This window comes from Pseudoalteromonas sp. PA2MD11 (assembly GCF_017808125.1).
GTDB classification, from domain to species: Bacteria; Pseudomonadota; Gammaproteobacteria; order Enterobacterales; family Alteromonadaceae; genus Pseudoalteromonas; species Pseudoalteromonas simplex.
This window is the reverse complement of sequence record NZ_JADKNF010000005.1, coordinates 112,581-127,926: the sequence shown is the minus strand read 5'-3', so window position 1 is coordinate 127,926 and position 15,346 is coordinate 112,581. Positions and strand designations below refer to the sequence as shown.

The 15,346-nt window shown below is 40.7% G+C and carries 13 protein-coding genes; 4 read left to right on the top strand and 9 right to left on the bottom strand.

The window, feature by feature from the left end; translation table 11 throughout:
* Positions 1-4: 4 nt before the first annotated feature.
* Entirely contained in the window at positions 5-430 is a 426-nt protein-coding gene (locus ISP07_RS08175) for a GNAT family N-acetyltransferase (protein ID WP_209327326.1), read from the bottom strand.
* Between the two features lie 2 nt (positions 431-432).
* Positions 433-633, bottom strand: coding sequence for a DUF3283 family protein (locus ISP07_RS08170; protein WP_036966037.1), 201 nt, complete (start codon positions 631-633; stop codon positions 433-435).
* Between the two features lie 151 nt (positions 634-784).
* Here ISP07_RS08170 and ISP07_RS08165 point away from each other — a divergent pair, with 151 nt between their 5' ends.
* Positions 785-1,489, top strand: a complete 705-nt coding sequence (locus ISP07_RS08165; protein WP_209327325.1) for a transporter substrate-binding domain-containing protein — start codon at positions 785-787, stop codon at positions 1,487-1,489.
* On the opposite strand, the gene ISP07_RS08160 is transcribed toward ISP07_RS08165, so the two are convergent.
* The 4 genes from ISP07_RS08160 to zntR all read right to left on the bottom strand — a co-directional run bounded on the left by ISP07_RS08160 (position 1,486) and on the right by zntR (position 4,743).
* Entirely contained in the window at positions 1,486-1,731 is a 246-nt protein-coding gene (locus ISP07_RS08160) for a DUF1289 domain-containing protein (RefSeq protein ID WP_138616262.1), read from the bottom strand. The two genes, ISP07_RS08165 and ISP07_RS08160, sit on opposite strands and share 4 nt — an antisense overlap.
* Before the next feature lie 99 nt (positions 1,732-1,830).
* Positions 1,831-2,961, bottom strand: coding sequence for a 1-acyl-sn-glycerol-3-phosphate acyltransferase (locus tag ISP07_RS08155; RefSeq protein ID WP_209327324.1), 1,131 nt, complete (start codon positions 2,959-2,961; stop codon positions 1,831-1,833).
* Positions 2,962-3,116: 155 nt separating this feature from the next.
* Positions 3,117-4,346 (bottom strand): SO_0444 family Cu/Zn efflux transporter, encoded by a 1,230-nt coding sequence (locus ISP07_RS08150; RefSeq protein ID WP_209327323.1) that lies wholly within the window; start codon positions 4,344-4,346, stop codon positions 3,117-3,119.
* Positions 4,330-4,743 carry a Zn(2+)-responsive transcriptional regulator gene (zntR, locus tag ISP07_RS08145; protein WP_209327392.1) on the bottom strand — a complete coding sequence of 138 codons (414 nt, stop codon included), beginning with the start codon at positions 4,741-4,743 and terminating at the stop codon, positions 4,330-4,332. Before zntR ends, ISP07_RS08150 begins: the two co-directional genes overlap by 17 nt.
* 94 nt (positions 4,744-4,837) lie before the next feature.
* Here zntR and ISP07_RS08140 point away from each other — a divergent pair, with 94 nt between their 5' ends.
* Together ISP07_RS08140 and ISP07_RS08135 are read left to right on the top strand one after the other, a co-directional pair.
* Positions 4,838-5,782, top strand: a complete 945-nt coding sequence (locus ISP07_RS08140; protein ID WP_209327322.1) for a D-2-hydroxyacid dehydrogenase — start codon at positions 4,838-4,840, stop codon at positions 5,780-5,782.
* A 163-nt stretch (positions 5,783-5,945) separates the two neighbouring features.
* Positions 5,946-6,326: a DUF3192 domain-containing protein gene (locus tag ISP07_RS08135; protein ID WP_209327321.1), complete on the top strand. Its 381-nt coding sequence runs from the start codon at positions 5,946-5,948 to the stop codon at positions 6,324-6,326.
* Positions 6,327-6,363: 37 nt separating this feature from the next.
* On the opposite strand, the gene ISP07_RS08130 is transcribed toward ISP07_RS08135, so the two are convergent.
* From ISP07_RS08130 to ISP07_RS08120, 3 genes are all read right to left on the bottom strand, one after another.
* Positions 6,364-7,287, bottom strand: a complete 924-nt coding sequence (locus ISP07_RS08130) for a diguanylate cyclase (protein ID WP_054552684.1) — start codon at positions 7,285-7,287, stop codon at positions 6,364-6,366.
* On the bottom strand, positions 7,256-10,684 hold the full coding sequence (locus ISP07_RS08125) for an ATP-binding protein (protein ID WP_209327320.1): 3,429 nt from the start codon (positions 10,682-10,684) through the stop codon (positions 7,256-7,258). Before ISP07_RS08125 ends, ISP07_RS08130 begins: the two co-directional genes overlap by 32 nt.
* Positions 10,685-10,745: 61 nt before the next feature.
* Positions 10,746-12,143: a PhoH family protein gene (locus ISP07_RS08120; RefSeq protein WP_175078662.1), complete on the bottom strand. Its 1,398-nt coding sequence runs from the start codon at positions 12,141-12,143 to the stop codon at positions 10,746-10,748.
* A gap of 299 nt (positions 12,144-12,442) precedes the next feature.
* Between ISP07_RS08120 and rapA the strand changes: the two genes are divergently transcribed.
* A complete protein-coding gene (gene rapA / locus ISP07_RS08115; RefSeq protein ID WP_209327319.1) occupies positions 12,443-15,337 on the top strand; it encodes an RNA polymerase-associated protein RapA in 2,895 nt (964 codons plus the stop codon).
* Positions 15,338-15,346: the final 9 nt, after the last annotated feature.

The following is a 15,346-nucleotide window of genomic DNA, read 5'->3' as shown; positions in this document are numbered from 1 at the left end:
ATTGCTAACTTGGCACTGTGTCACGCGTAAAGTGCATCGCAACAATTTTTCGGTGTGCATAAAGTTCAAATAGTGATTGCAAGGAGTTAGGTAATGTTAATATATAGTTAAACCCATTTTGTAGATAAAAATCAATCAGATTTTGGTACACGAAGGTAAAAACAACCTTCTTTTGCCGAGCAGTTACGGCCGCAAGTAGCTGCGAAGCAACCCTTTGACCACGCCATAATTCATCTACATAAAGAGTAGACAAAAATAATAGCCCTGATTGGTCTTGTACTCTACACGCCGCGATTATCTCAGAATCTTTATAGGCAACCCATACTTGGTCTGCCTTGGTTGCTCGGCCACGTGCATTGTGTTTATCATAAAATTTATTTACTAACGGCGTTTTAATTGGCTCAAGTAAACAATATCTAAACGCTGCCATGACTAGCTCATTAACGAAAGGTAATGCTCAAATTGTTGCTTAAGAAAAGCCTGCTCAGACATAGGACGATTATTTATTGCAGTATAAACACCTTCACGCGTATTTTTACCGCGCTTTATTTGATAAGCCCAAAATGATGCTTCGTAGTCCAATTGAATTTGATATTTTTGCTCTCTTGGCAATTTACATAAATTGAAACTCATACTTTCTCAGCTTTAATAATTTGATTTATCTAGTATAACAAAATTCAAATCGTTTAATCCGATAAATTAGCCCAAAAAAGCCTCTGACGAAACTTGATTTTAGCAACACTTGCCAGTAAATTAACGAGCAATTTATGTACGCAAGGAACGCATGTTGTCAAAATATCTGAGCCACAGATTCGCCTTTTTATTATTATTCTTTTGCTTTTCAAGTTTAGCCAATACCCACACTCTCTTTTTTAATCGCCCTGCTGATACTCCACAAGCTCGCTTTGTTATTGATTTACTTAAAATGGCCTATAAAGAAATTGGCTACGAAATGAGTATCATTGATTTTAGCCATCAAAATGCGCTGGAGGCCGCAAATCAAGGTGTATTAGATGGTCAGCTTGGTCGCATTGCTGATGTCAAAGAAGGCTATCCAAACTTAATAAAAGTGAACTACCCTTTATTTGATTTTAATTTAATCCTGCTAAAAAACTGCAAAACATGCTATTACCCAAAACTAAAATCGCTCGCAATCCAATCAAGTTACCCTGCAGCACAGAGTTACATTGAACGACACCCTTTTAAAGGTGATGTAATAAAAGTTAGAAATGTCACGGCTCAATTGAATCTACTTACGCAAAATCGTGTTGAAGGCGCAATTTTACTCGATTTTATGTTATCAACTAAACACCCTGACTTTGATCAAGATGCATTTCACAAACAAGTGCTGATGCCAATGCAAAGCTATCACTTTGTTCATAAACGTCATGAGAAACTAATACCCAAACTAACTAGAGTACTAGAGAAATTTGATGAAAATGGCACTGTGCAATTTTTAAAATCAAAGTACAATCTCACCGAATTTTAGAAATCAAACCCTCCTTGCTCAGGCGTTGATTGTTGATTTTCAGCTTGTTGCTTTTTCTGAAGGTAACGTTTGTAACGCTGTTGGCATAGACTGATCACTTTACGTTTTTCTGCATTGGTAAACTTATTCCAATAAAATCGCTCATCACGACTACGATAGCAGCCTTTACAATAACCCCGGTTATTAACTTGGCATATCCCTTTGCAAGGGCTTGGAATTTCAAATATTTCAATCTGTTGCATCACAAATGCCGGTTAATAAGTAATAGTAAAAGTATAGCCTGAAAATTAACCATAAAAAAAGCCACTTTAAAAAGTGGCTTCTTAAACTATTTGTTTCGCTTACTTAGACTCGCTTGTTGCAAGTTCTGCTTTACGATGAAAAGGCTTAGCGTACATAGCTAATACCAAAGGCTTTAACTCCTCTGGCACTTTTGCGATACGCTCATTAAATGCAGCGGCATCTTTTTCATCAATCACAGCTTGCGTACAACCACCTGCAATATAATTGCCTGGGTGTAAGAAAAACGAATCAACAATTTGCTGATCAATAGTTTTTGCCAGCTCTTCAGGCGATTCACAGCCCGACTCAATTGGCTCGCCAAACGCTAAATGTACATGCCCTTTGGCGGTACTAAAACCTTCAACAATACTAGCAATGTCTTCACCCTGCTGTTTCACATACTGACCATGTTGCTGTTTATGGTAAAGCTCTTTCGCTTTAGCAATCGCGCATGGCTCGTATTGATAAGAGATAGACACAGGTACAATTTTTAATTCGCGTACGTATTCAGCAAACTCTTTCTTCTGCTTGCGGCCTTGTAATTGCAACATTTTAAGCAGGGCAGGATCTGTTTGGTCAAAACCGTCTTTTGCTCGGCCTTCTTTTTGCGCTATCCAAATTGAGTGACCTTCAGCAAGTGAGTCATAAATATAAGCAGACAGCTGCGACAGCGCTTTTAGCATCTCTTTCGGTGCTTTCGCTGAGCGCTTCACAATAAAGCTCTTGTTTAAACGCATTAACTCAGTGATATAAGGAATTTGCAGTAAGTTATCACCAATGGCGATACGAACTGTCGGCATGTTGTGCTTAAACAAGCCCCAATTAACGAGCGCAGGATCAAGCACTATATCGCGGTGATTAGAGATAAATAAGTAAGCTTGTTTTGGGTCTAGTTTATCAATGCCCGAAAACGTTACCTCTGAAGTAGTGCGGGTGATTAGTTTGTTCAAATAATCAGCCACTTCGTGCTGAACTTGCTCAACCGATGAGGTGTTACCCCACTTTTTACGCAGCTGGCTGCGCACTAATGGGCGAGTAATAAATGGGAAGTTCGATAAAAAGCGCGGTAAGTTATACTTAGCGATTACATCTACAAAGGCATTATCAGCAATCAAACGCGCTACTGAGTCAGCTACTTCATCATCATTGTAAGGTCTTATGTCGGCGTATTTATCCACACTTTCACTCATTAAAAACTACTTAAGTTAAAAAACGGCACGCAAAGCGTACCGTTAAAAATAATTGGCGGATTATAACTCAGGCAATTTTAAATGCGAACCAAGACGCGATAGTTAACCAAATTAAATGCCAATCAATGTATAAAATATTTATCTATAACAAATAATTAAGCAATGCTCTTACCAGTTTGCGAGGATTTTTTTAATACCATTTTTAACAGCAATCTGAGTATTAAAATTGCCAACACAATACCTGCAGCAAGGCTTAACCAATGAGGTAGAACCTCGTGCTCTTCACCCATCATCGGCGCTACCACAAAACCATATTGCGCCACTAAATAATCGGTTAAAAAGCCAAAAGCCAGTGCCGTGCCAATCACACCTATTAGGTAGGCAAATACCGCTCGCTTGCCAAGCTCTTTACCAACGACACCAAGCGTTGCGATATTGGTTGCCGGCCCAGCTAACATAAACACAAGCACCGCCCCCGGAGATACACCACTGAGTAATAAACCTGCCGCTATAGGTGTCGATGCAGTTGCACAAATATACATAGGAATACTGATTAAAATAACCACCAGCATAGCAAGGATGCCATTCCCCCACTGGCTTAAAAAAGATTCTGGTACATAAGTTTGTACAAGCGCTGCAAAGAATAAACCGATCATTAGCCAAATCATGGTGTCTTCAAGCAGCTTATTGCAACTAAAGCTCACCGCGCGTTTCAGTTTGCTAAAACGACTTTCAACGGCTTTGGTTGGCTGCTCACTGCTACAACAGCTTTTCTGTATAGGCGCTGCTTTTTCTGTTGAGCAACTTTGTTGCTGCTCCTGTATTGGTTGCGATTCCTTGCTACTACAACAACTTTGTGCGGGCTTTGCTGGCGCCTCTTTACTGCAACAGCTCGTTGTGGTCACAGGCTTTGGCTGTTTACTACTACAACAAGAGTCTGCTTTAGTACTTTCTTTATCTGATTCTGTACTTTGTACTTGTTGGAGTTCACTGTCTTTCCCCACTAAGACGCCGGCCACAATGGCGCTGCACACGGCGGCAGTAGGACGTATTATCGCCATAAATGGGCCTAGCAACACATAAGATACCGAAACCGAATCGACCCCAGTTTCAGGGGTTGAAACTAAAAATGCGGTGGTGGCACTTTTCGATGCCCCCGCTCTTCTTAAACCAATGGCTGCTGGGATCACACCACATGAGCACAAGGGCATTGGAGCACCTATAAAGGCTGCTTTAACTGTGGTCCACAACCCTTCTTTGCCTAAATGCCGATTAAGAAAGTTAGCAGGCAAATATACATTGAGAAGACCTGCTATGAATAAGCCCAGCATTAACCAAGGTGCTGAGAGTAAAAACAGATGCCAAAAATTATTGAGTAAGTCCATCGATATCCTCCAGCGTCGTTAGTATTGAGCAGTTTTCAGCAGGCTCTTCACCGCCACAACATTTATCTGCCAACAATGAAAGTGAGTCATAAAAGCGAGTAAGCTCTGCAATTCTTTGTGCAACGAGGTCACGTTTTTGTAACGTCATTTCTTTAACTTCATGACAAGAATGCTGATCTTTATGAAACTTAATTTGCAGCAACTCTTTGATCTCAGCCAAACTAAAGCCAACATTCTTTGCTCTGAGAATAAACGTCATTTGTTTATGGTCATTCTCAGAATAAAAACGATATCCCACATTTGAACGCGAACTTGGCGTTAACAAACCATGCTTTTCGTAGTACCGTAGCGTATCTGTTGAGACACCCAACTGACGGGCAAACTCACCTATTTTCATCACCGTCTCCATTGTGAAGCGTTTATTTATTATGCTCACTATAAACCTTGGAGTACACCCCAAGGTCAAGCAATAAATTAAAAAAGGAAAGCACATGAATATTACTGTCCTTGATGCAGCAACATTAGCCAACACGTCGTTAGATGCCTTAGCGCAATTAGGTAAATTAACTTGTTACGATTTAACTGCTCAAGAACAGGTTGTTGAGCGCTGCCAAGATGCCGATATCGTTATCAGTAATAAAGTGGTGATTGATCAGCACGCCTTGAGCAAATTACCTAATTTAAAATTAATATGTGTTGCAGCGACAGGGACTAACAACATTGATTTAATAGCAGCCAAAGAGCATAACATTGCGGTAACCAATGTCGCGGGCTATTCAACACCGAGTGTGGTGCAGCACACCTTTACTCTTATCACTAATTTACTGGGTAATACTCACAGATACATTAATGATTGCCAGCAAGGCTTATGGCAGCAAAGCCCTATGTTTTGCCGTTTAGATTACAGCTTTAATGAAATTGCAGGCAAAACATTGGCAATTATTGGTTACGGTTCACTAGGTAAAGCCGTTGCCGATGTAGCGCGTGCTTTCGGTGCTAATGTCATCATCAGTGAACGAAAAGGCCATGCACCTCGTGAAGGTCGTGTTAGTTTTAATGATGCCCTAACCACAGCAGATATTATTAGTGTTCACTGCCCACTTACTGATGAAACACGCAACCAAATCGCCGCGACAGAATTAAGCATGATGAAACCGTCAGCTATCATTATTAATACTGCTCGTGGTGGGATTATCAATGAAGCCGATTTAGCTGACGCATTAGCTAATAATGTTATTGCCGGAGCCGGTGTTGATGTACTCAGTAAAGAACCTGCAGAGCAATCAAATCCGCTGGCACAGTATAAAGGCGCAAACTTATTACTTACTCCGCATATTGCTTGGGCCAGCCAAGAATCTATAGTGCGTTTAGTTAACGAAATTGCTTTGAATATCCAAGCATTTAATCAAGGCGAGATGCGTAACAGGTTGGTCTAAATCGCAATTTATTAGTCAATAGAGCTAAGTAGTTAGTAATTTATTACTTGGCTCTTTACCTAAAAACAACCTAAGAAACTGATTTAATTTACTTTTATAAGCTTGGCAAGTAGTTTGCAATTAAGTGAACAACTATAAAACAATTTCTACGGGATAAAAGAACATGAAAAAAGCACTTCTAATTGCCGCGCTAACTGCACCATTTTTAACTGGTTGTGTCATTGCTGTTTCTGACGGTGAAGCAGACACACATTGGGCTGGTAGCTCATCTAGCTGGCAAAAGCAGCATAAAAATAACCGTGAAGTGATCTCTAATCTTGCATTAGATACCAGCTATCAAACTGTATTAAACAAACTAAATACTCCTAACTTTACCGAGTTATTAAAGCAGGGTGATGATGTGTACCAAGTATTATTCTATGCAACCCATAGTATTCATTCTGATGGCAAGATGACTAAAGACGAATGTACACCACTGGTTTTTAAAAATGATAAGTTAATCGGTGTGGGTGATACGATTTATAAATCACTTAGCAATAGCTAGCTTGCATATTTAAATTCTGTAAGTAGGCAGCTATTGCCTACTTATGTTCACTCATAGCTATCATTCTCGATACTATCTGATCACGCCCAGCATCTTTTGCCTGATAAAGACCTAAATCAGCTTCTTCAAGTAATGTTTGCTCTGCATACACCTGGCCATTTTCAGTGGTCGCAATACCAATACTAATTGTGACATGGTCGGCATTTAGTGACGCTTTATGCGGAATGTTTAACTCATTAACGGCATTACGTAATTTGTTTGCAAACGACATAGCTTCTTTTGCAGAGGTATTTGGAAGTACTGCTGCAAACTCTTCACCGCCATAACGAGCAACAAAGTCACTACCTCGCTCACATGCTCCAACTAAGGCATGAGCAATTTGTTTTAAACAATCATCGCCTGCTCGGTGACCATAACAATCGTTGTAACGTTTAAAGTGATCAACATCCATTAATAATACTGATAATGGTGTTTGATCACGACGACAACGACGCCACTCTCGCGCTAAGTTTTCATCTAAATAACGTCGGTTTGGGATCTCTGTTAGGCCATCAATTGAGGCGAGCATTTCAAGCAAGTCATTTTTTTGTTTGATCATTAATTGATTGCGCACACGTGCACGAACGATCGCTGCACTAAAAGGTTTGGTGATGTAATCCATCGCCCCTAATTCTAACCCTTTAGCTTCATCATCATGGCTAGTATTTGCCGAGATAAAGATTACCGGTAGCATGCTTGTCGTTGCGTTTTCTTTTAATTTGTTGAGTACTTCATAGCCGTCGATTCCTGGCATTACAATATCCAAGATCAACAGATCCACACTTTGTGTTTTTAGAAACGTCAGTGCTTTTTCGCCACTCTCAACACAAAAAACATCATAGTCTTGCTGTAATGTTTTTTCTAATACCAAGCGGTTTAACGGATCGTCATCAACAATCAGTACCTTGGCTCTTTTCAACATCAGTAGATCCTTGTTCGATGATAAAGGCAATAACCTGTTTTATTTGGCATTGCAACTCATCAATTAATTGTTCGGAAAGTTCACCTTTAGCTTTTAGTGTAGCCTCGCAATGCTGAGCGCACGCTGACAATCGTTTAAATCCAAGGTTACCAGCCGATCCTTTCACATTATGCACCACGCGGATCAACTCGTCAGTAGTCTTTAATGTAGAAATTTGTATTAACTGCTCTGCTGCCATAGTCGCAAACTTCGACAACATAGTTAATACTAACTTATTATCATTTCCAAATTGAGATAAGATAAAAGCCTTATCAAAAAAAGCTTCTTTTGAGTTTTTAAGCTCACTCATTGCTAAAAACAATTTACTCGCAACAATAGGTTTAGTTAGGTGTTTATTCATTCCTGCCGCAATTGAATGCTCAATATCTGCAGCCTCACTATGAGCGGTAAGCGCGTATATCGGCATTTGCTCTTTGGTGTATAATTGACGAATAATTCGCGTCGCTTGGCAACCATCCATCACAGGCATTTGAATATCCATAAAAATTACGTCAGGCTTGATCTCTTTAGCAATTTCTATACCTTTTTTACCATTTAGAGCACAAATGACAGTAATATCTATTTGCTCCAAAATACTCTTAATGATGCTCAAATTAAGCGGATTATCATCAACTGCAAGTACTAAAAGTCCAGATAAGTCAGTACTCGAAGGCAAACAAACTAATTCTCTTTTTGTAGATCCTGATGCTTTATCTAGCTGTAAGCAAAAACTAAATTTGCTGCCTTTGCCTTTTTCACTATCAAGTTTTATCTCTCCGCCCATTAAAGCGACTTCATATTTAACAATCGCTAAACCTAAACCGACCCCCTGATGAGAGCGTGTTAAAGACTCATCTCCTTGCGTAAAAGCATCAAATAACCGCCCTTGATCAGCCTTATTTATACCTATACCTGTATCTTTAACTGTAAAACAAATTAGTTGCTGCTCTAAAGACTCTTCAATCAGCTCTAAACACAGAGTTATTGTGCCTTGTTCAGTAAACTTGGCTGCATTTGTCAATAAATTGGCTAATACTTGCTGCAAACAAATTTGGTCGCCAATTAAGAATTCGTTGATGTTCTCATCACGGTCAATGATAAAATCAATGCGTTTATTTGTGCATAAGGGAGTGATCACGCCTCGACTAAAATCAATTAGATCAGATAAACTCATAGGCGCTTTATTCATTTCCAGTTGAGCACTTTCGGCACGTGCAAAATCAAGCATTCGATTTAAAAGCGTCAGTAAACTATTAGCTGCTGTTTTTGCCTGCTCTGCATGAGTGCGCTGATGCTCAGTTAGCCCTTGCAATGCAATAACATCAATTAAGCCTAGTACTGCATTGAGTGGTGTGCGTATTTCATGACTGAGATTAGCAATAAAGCGGCTTTTAGCGAGCGTTGCCCGCTCAGCATCATCTTTTGCTTGCACTAAATCCGTCACATCCTGTACATGAACAACATAATAATCTGGTGTTTGCTCGGCATTCCAAACTAGGGATACACTAATTTGCAGCCAGCGCTGCTGTTCTTGCTGCTCAAGACTAAAGTGATAAACTTTTTTCTTCTCATGCAGCAGCTCTGTCAGAGTATTTTTCAACGTCTGATAAGACTGCTCAGCAAATAAGTTTGTTAACTCGAGGCCATTAACGTTTTCAATTGCAAAGATTTTTCGTGCCGCTTTATTTGCTTGCAGCACTTGATCTTCAAGTGATACCAGAAGCACCCCATTCGCTGCGTACTCCATAGCACTGCGTAATTTCGCTTCGGAGCTTTGTAGTGCATTCAGTGCATTATACTGCTCGGTAATATCACGACCAATCGCCATGGTACCAAGAAATTGCTGGTGCTCGTTGTAAAATGGCACAATGCTAAAAAGGTAAGTTTTCTCATAATTTGAAAGACGAGTTTGATACGTTTTTTTGTCTTTTAAAACCTGCTTCTCAAGTTCATTTAACTCGCCGTTATCATCACTAATATCACATAATTGCTGGCCTACTAACTTCTCTTGTGGCAAACCAATATAGCCTTCATACGCTTTATTACAGCCTAAAAACGAGCCATCAATATTCTTAAAATAAATAAGATCCGGCACGTTATTGAGCATGGTATTTAATAACGCTAAGTGACGTTCTTTCGCATCAATACTACGACGCAATTGTTTTGACTTTACCTGTACCTGAGAATCAAGCGCTTTATTCGCCTCTTGTAATGATTGGACGAGCTCTTCATTGCGGCTAAACACTCGTTTTACACGGCTGAACCAAGGCTGCCAATCGACAGGAATACGATAATGAACTAACGCTTGTTTACCTTCATCATGCTGCTCAAGGTAATTCATTAAGTGCGTCATTGGTTTTACAAAAATACGTTGACTCAGCCAAAAAACAGCGCTGAACATCATCACTAAAAACACACTCAAAAACGCGAATTCTAAAAAGATGTCGTAGCCAACAGGTTCACTCAGGGCCTGCTTTGATTCATAGAAACGAGTGTAAATAGGTAAATTTGTTGCTTCTTGCACTAAATGGCTGTGGTTATTCTTGCGCATATCGACAGCAACATTCGGCCAATGTTCACTGGCACTGATGGCAGTGTTAAGCGCTGTTTTTGAGCTGGCAATAACTTGGTTATCTTGGTTGATAAAAATATACTCACCATAGTTAGGCGCTATTTTCTTTAACCAGCTAGAAATTGCTTTAAGATCATAAATCAGCACGATGTAATCACGACTATTGGCTGCTCGTTGCTTACCAATTGCAAAATAAGCATGGCCATTAATTGTCAACACAGAGCTTGAGGAAAGCTTATTACTATTAACTAATTGAGGCCTAAATTTGTTATCTAACACACTGGTCAAGAATTCACTTTTTGACGTACTTCGGCGCTTAATATAAACAAAACCTTGCTCATTAACATAAGCCACGGCTTCTAAAGATTGAACAAGTGACAGGGTAGTATTAAAAGAGGGACCAAGGGCGATAACTCGCCGCCATTGATTAATTGCATAAGCGGTTGAGGCAAACTTTCCTTGCCCGACTATCTCCCCCACTCCATCGCCAACACTTTGGTAGTAATAGTGATCATATTGATTCACATTGCGTGCCCAACTTGGATCAAAATCATAAGAAAGTGGCTGCTCGTAAAGCTTGAACATGGTGTCTATAAGGCCATCTGCGGCACTCATCGCATGGCTAAGCTGAGCGGATATATTATTAAACCCGCTTTGCCTGCTTTCTATCGCCCGCTCAAGTTTTAAATTATATAGGTGTAAACACAAAAAAAACGCCACTAACAGCGGCACAATAAGTGCCACTGCTAAAGAGCGATAGTAATGCTTTAACGGTAAAAAATTCACTGGCTTATAAGTACCTTACCTCGATAAAGCTAGGTTAACGAGGCATAGGAATACTGGCAAGTTATAAATTTTCTTCAGCAAAGCTGGCTAAGCGACTACGTACCACACCGTTTAAGTTAACGGTGGCACTGCCCTGAAAATCTTTAAAACGTTCAACAATATAGGTTAAGCCTGAGGTGACAGGCGTGAGGTAGTTACTATCAATTTGCGCTAGGTTACCTGAGCAAATGAGTTTAGTGCCTTCGCCGCAGCGAGTGATAATGGTTTTCAGTTGTGAAGCAGTTAAGTTTTGACTTTCATCCAAAATGACAACCGCGTTTTGAATACTACGGCCACGCATAAAGTTTACTGATTTAAACTGTACGTTGGCTTTTTCCATAATGTAATTACGGCTCGAAATCGGATTCTCATCTCCTTTATGCAGCACTTCTAACGTATCGGTAATGGCAGCTAACCACGGCGCCATTTTCTCTTCTTCAGTGCCAGGTAAAAAGCCAATTGATTCAGCAATCTCTGGGGTATTACGCGTAACAATCACTTTATCGTAAATGCCTTTTTCAATAATCATTTCGAGGGCACTAGCAAGAGCAAGTAAGGTTTTACCACAGCCAGCGGGACCAGTTAAAATCACCAATTCAATACTTGGGTCAAGTAGCGCATCAAGTGCCATACCTTGATAGACATTTTTTGGCTTAACGCCCCACGCGGTATGACTCATCAAGCGCTCAACACTAATATCCTTTAAAGTAATTTGTTTATCATCGTAGCTTGTTACTCGAGCCGCAAAGTGGTCGCTTTCATCTAAAATATACTCATTGCAGAACACATCGCTAATCGTGCTTTTTGCAACATGATGATAGGTATCTCGGCCTTGCTGCTCTGTTTCGCACTCTCCAACCTGTTGCCAAAAATCACCTTCAATTTTTTTATAGCCGCTTGTAAGCAACGCTATGTCGTCAATTAATTGGTCTGTTCTGTAGTCTTCAACAAATTTAAGCCCTGCCCCTTTCGCTTTAAGGCGCATATTGATGTCTTTAGTGACAAGCACCACCTTGCTGTCACTGTGCTGTTTTTGCAGATGTACAGCGCAATTGATAATACGATGGTCGTTTTCGTTGCCCGGTAAACCCGAAATACTGTCTGCAAATAAATGGTCATTAACGATAATTAAGCGGCCACGAGATTCTGTTTTAGCCTTTTTGTTACTAGGGAGCGCGACACCCTGCAACATTTGCTCTGGCGAAGCGTCCTTTAGCACTTCATCTAAACCACGAATAGCAACACGGGCATCACGGCTAACGTCATGTTTCCTATCTTTAATGTGGTCGAGCTCTTCTAATACTGTCATGGGGATAACAACATCATGTTCTTGGAAAGATAAATAAGCGAGGGGTTCGTGGAGTAATACATTGGTATCGAGCACATACATTTTACTATCAAGGTTCGAAGCTTTTTCCATAGCACTTTCCTTACGTTTTATGATTTTTATGCTATACCCAATAAACTAAACAAGCGGCGGATGAAGCTATGGTTTATTCGTCAGGTATATACTCAGTTTAGTCTATTTACGACAAAAGTCCTTTTTATGACAAACAAATATACAATTATTTAACTGGTTAAAATACATACAATTTTTACCATTAATAATGGCTTAAAAAGGTTGACTAAATTTAATTGTGTGCGGCGAGTTTACTGCCTTGAAGTAGCATGGCGTTACAGGTAACATAGCCGCCTTTTTTCTTCATAGACGAGACATACATGAATTTTTCCTTAGGTCAGCGTTGGATCAGTGATACTGAGTCAGATTTAGGATTAGGCACCGTTGTTGCCCTTGAAGGCCGTCAGGTCAGCATTTTATTTCCAGCCAGTGGAGAAAACAGAGTTTATTCTTTAACAGAAGCGCCTGTTACTCGTGTCGCATTTAATCCAGGTGATATTATTCGCAGCGTTGAAGAGTGGGAATTAGAAGTTGAGTCTGTTGAAGAGCAAGGCGAGTTACTATGCTATCACGGCATTCGCGTTGATAATGGTGAAAAAGCGCAGTTAAAAGAAACCTTTTTAGATCACTTTATCAAATTCAATAAACCACAAGACCGTTTATTTGCAGGCCAAGTGGACCGTTTTGACCGCTATACGCTGCGCTACCAAACTTGGCAGCACCAGTTTGAGCGCCAACAATCTCCTTTAAAAGGTTTAATTGGTCAGCGTGCAAACCTTATTCCGCATCAGCTTTATATTGCACAAGAAGTGGGTAAACGTTTTGCACCACGCGTATTACTTTCTGATGAAGTAGGTTTAGGTAAAACCATTGAAGCAGGTATGATTTTACATCAACAGATCATCAGTGGCCGAGCTAGCCGTGTATTGATTGTTGTGCCTGAAAACTTACAGCATCAGTGGTTAGTCGAAATGCTACGCCGCTTTAACTTACGTTTTTCAATCTTTGATGAAGAGCGTTGTGATGAAGCATTTGCAGACTCACCAAACGTATTCGAAACAGAACAGTTAGTACTTACTAGCCTTGAGTTCTTAAGCAAGAAAAAACGCTGGTTTGAGCAAGCAACCCTGGCTGATTGGGATTTATTGGTTGTTGATGAAGCGCACCATTTAAGTATCAATAATGGTAAGCCAAGCACTGAATACCAACGTATGGCAGAGTTAAGCCAAGACATTCCGGGCCTTATCTTATTAACTGCAACGCCAGATCAACTTGGTCACCGCAGTCACTTTGCCCGCTTGCAATTACTCGACCCAGATCGTTTCTACGACTACGATGCGTTTGTTGAAGAAGAAAGCAATTACAAAGAGGTTGCTGAAGCTGCTAATCAATTACTTGGTGAAAAAGGCCTTGATGATGCATCTCGTGCAACATTAAAAGAGTTATTAAAAGAAACCGACATCACTGACATTTTAGCGAAAGCGGAGCAAGGTGATGAAACGGCGCGCAACGAAATTTTATCAATGCTGCTGGACCGCCATGGTACGGGTCGTATTTTATTTAGAAATAGCCGCAGCGGTATTGATGGTTACCCAAGCCGTAAGCTTCATGCATACCCTATGGCAATGCCAAAACAATATAAAACGGCGATGTCGGTACTCGGTAATATGGGCGGCATTCAAAATGCTGAATTAACGGCACTTCGCGCTCTATTCCCTGAAAAGATCTTCCAAGAGTTTGAAGGTGAAAATGCTAGCTGGGGCGCATTTGACCCACGTGTTGATTGGTTAATCGAAACCTTAAAAACCCTTAAACACGAAAAAGTACTGCTAATCTGTGCTAAAGCCGAAACCGCACTTAGCCTAGAGCAGATTCTACGTGAGCGTGAAGCAATTAAAGCCTCTGTTTTCCACGAAGGCATGTCGATTGTTGAACGTGACCGTGCAGCGGCTTATTTTGCCGATGAATACGACAGCGCCCAAATTCTACTTTGTTCTGAAATTGGTTCTGAAGGTCGTAACTTCCAATTCTCGCATCACTTAGTATTGTTTGATTTACCACTAAACCCAGACTTACTTGAGCAACGTATTGGTCGTCTTGACCGTATTGGTCAAACTCAAGATGTAAATATTCACGTGCCGTATTTTGAAAACACCGCACAAGAAGTGTTACTTCGTTGGTACAACGAAGGCTTAGATGCGTTTGAAACAACCTCGACAACAGGGCAAATGCTGTATAAAGAGTATGGCGAAGAACTACTTGAGTTTATTGGTGCACACAATTGCGACGAAGAAGAGCTAGACCCACTACTAGAACAAGTGGCAGGTCAAAATGCCAAGCTTCGTAAGCAAATGGAAAGTGGTCGTGACCGCTTACTAGAGCTGCATTCAAGTGGCCAAGGCCGAGCAGAAAGCCTTGTAGCTGATATCGAAGAGTTAGACGATCAATTCACGCTGCCAAGCTATATGATCAATGTGTTCGACACCTTTGGTGTAAGCCAAGAAGATAAAGGTGAAAATACCATTATCTTAAAACCAACTGAGCACATGCTAAATCCATCTTTCCCATGTTTGAAAGATGATGGCATCACAGTAACGTTTGATCGCAGCACCTCGCTTTCGCAAGAAGACGCCCATTTCATCAGCTGGGACCACCCTATGGTGCAAGGCAGCTTAGACATGATTTGTGATGATGACTTTGGTACTGCCTCTGTGGCGTTACTGAAAAACAAAAAGCTACCTGCTGGTACCTTCTTTGTTGAGCTCATTTTCATTGCGGAGGCGATGGCGCCTAAAGCACTTCAAGTTGGCCGCTTCTTGCCACCAACGCCTATTCGTATCTTATTAGATAAGGGCAGTAACAATCTGGCTGATAATGTTGCTTTTGATGCTTTCAATCAGCAGTTGTCTGCGGTTGGTCGCCAAACTGCAAGTAAATTAGCCAGCGCGCTACAAAGTGCCATTCACCCAATGATCACCAGCGCACAAGGCATGGCACAAACCAAGCTAGAAGCACTGCGTGCTGAATCACTAGAGAAAATGCAAACTGCCCTTGGTGAAGAGCAAGCTCGTTTAACGGCACTTAAGCAGATCAACCCGAATATTCGTGATGAAGAGCTTAGCTTTTTTGATAAGCAACGTAGTGAACTCACGACTTACATCGAAAAAGCCCAAGTTAAACTGGATGCAATTCGTTTAATTGTCGTTTCTCACTAACCCATTGGC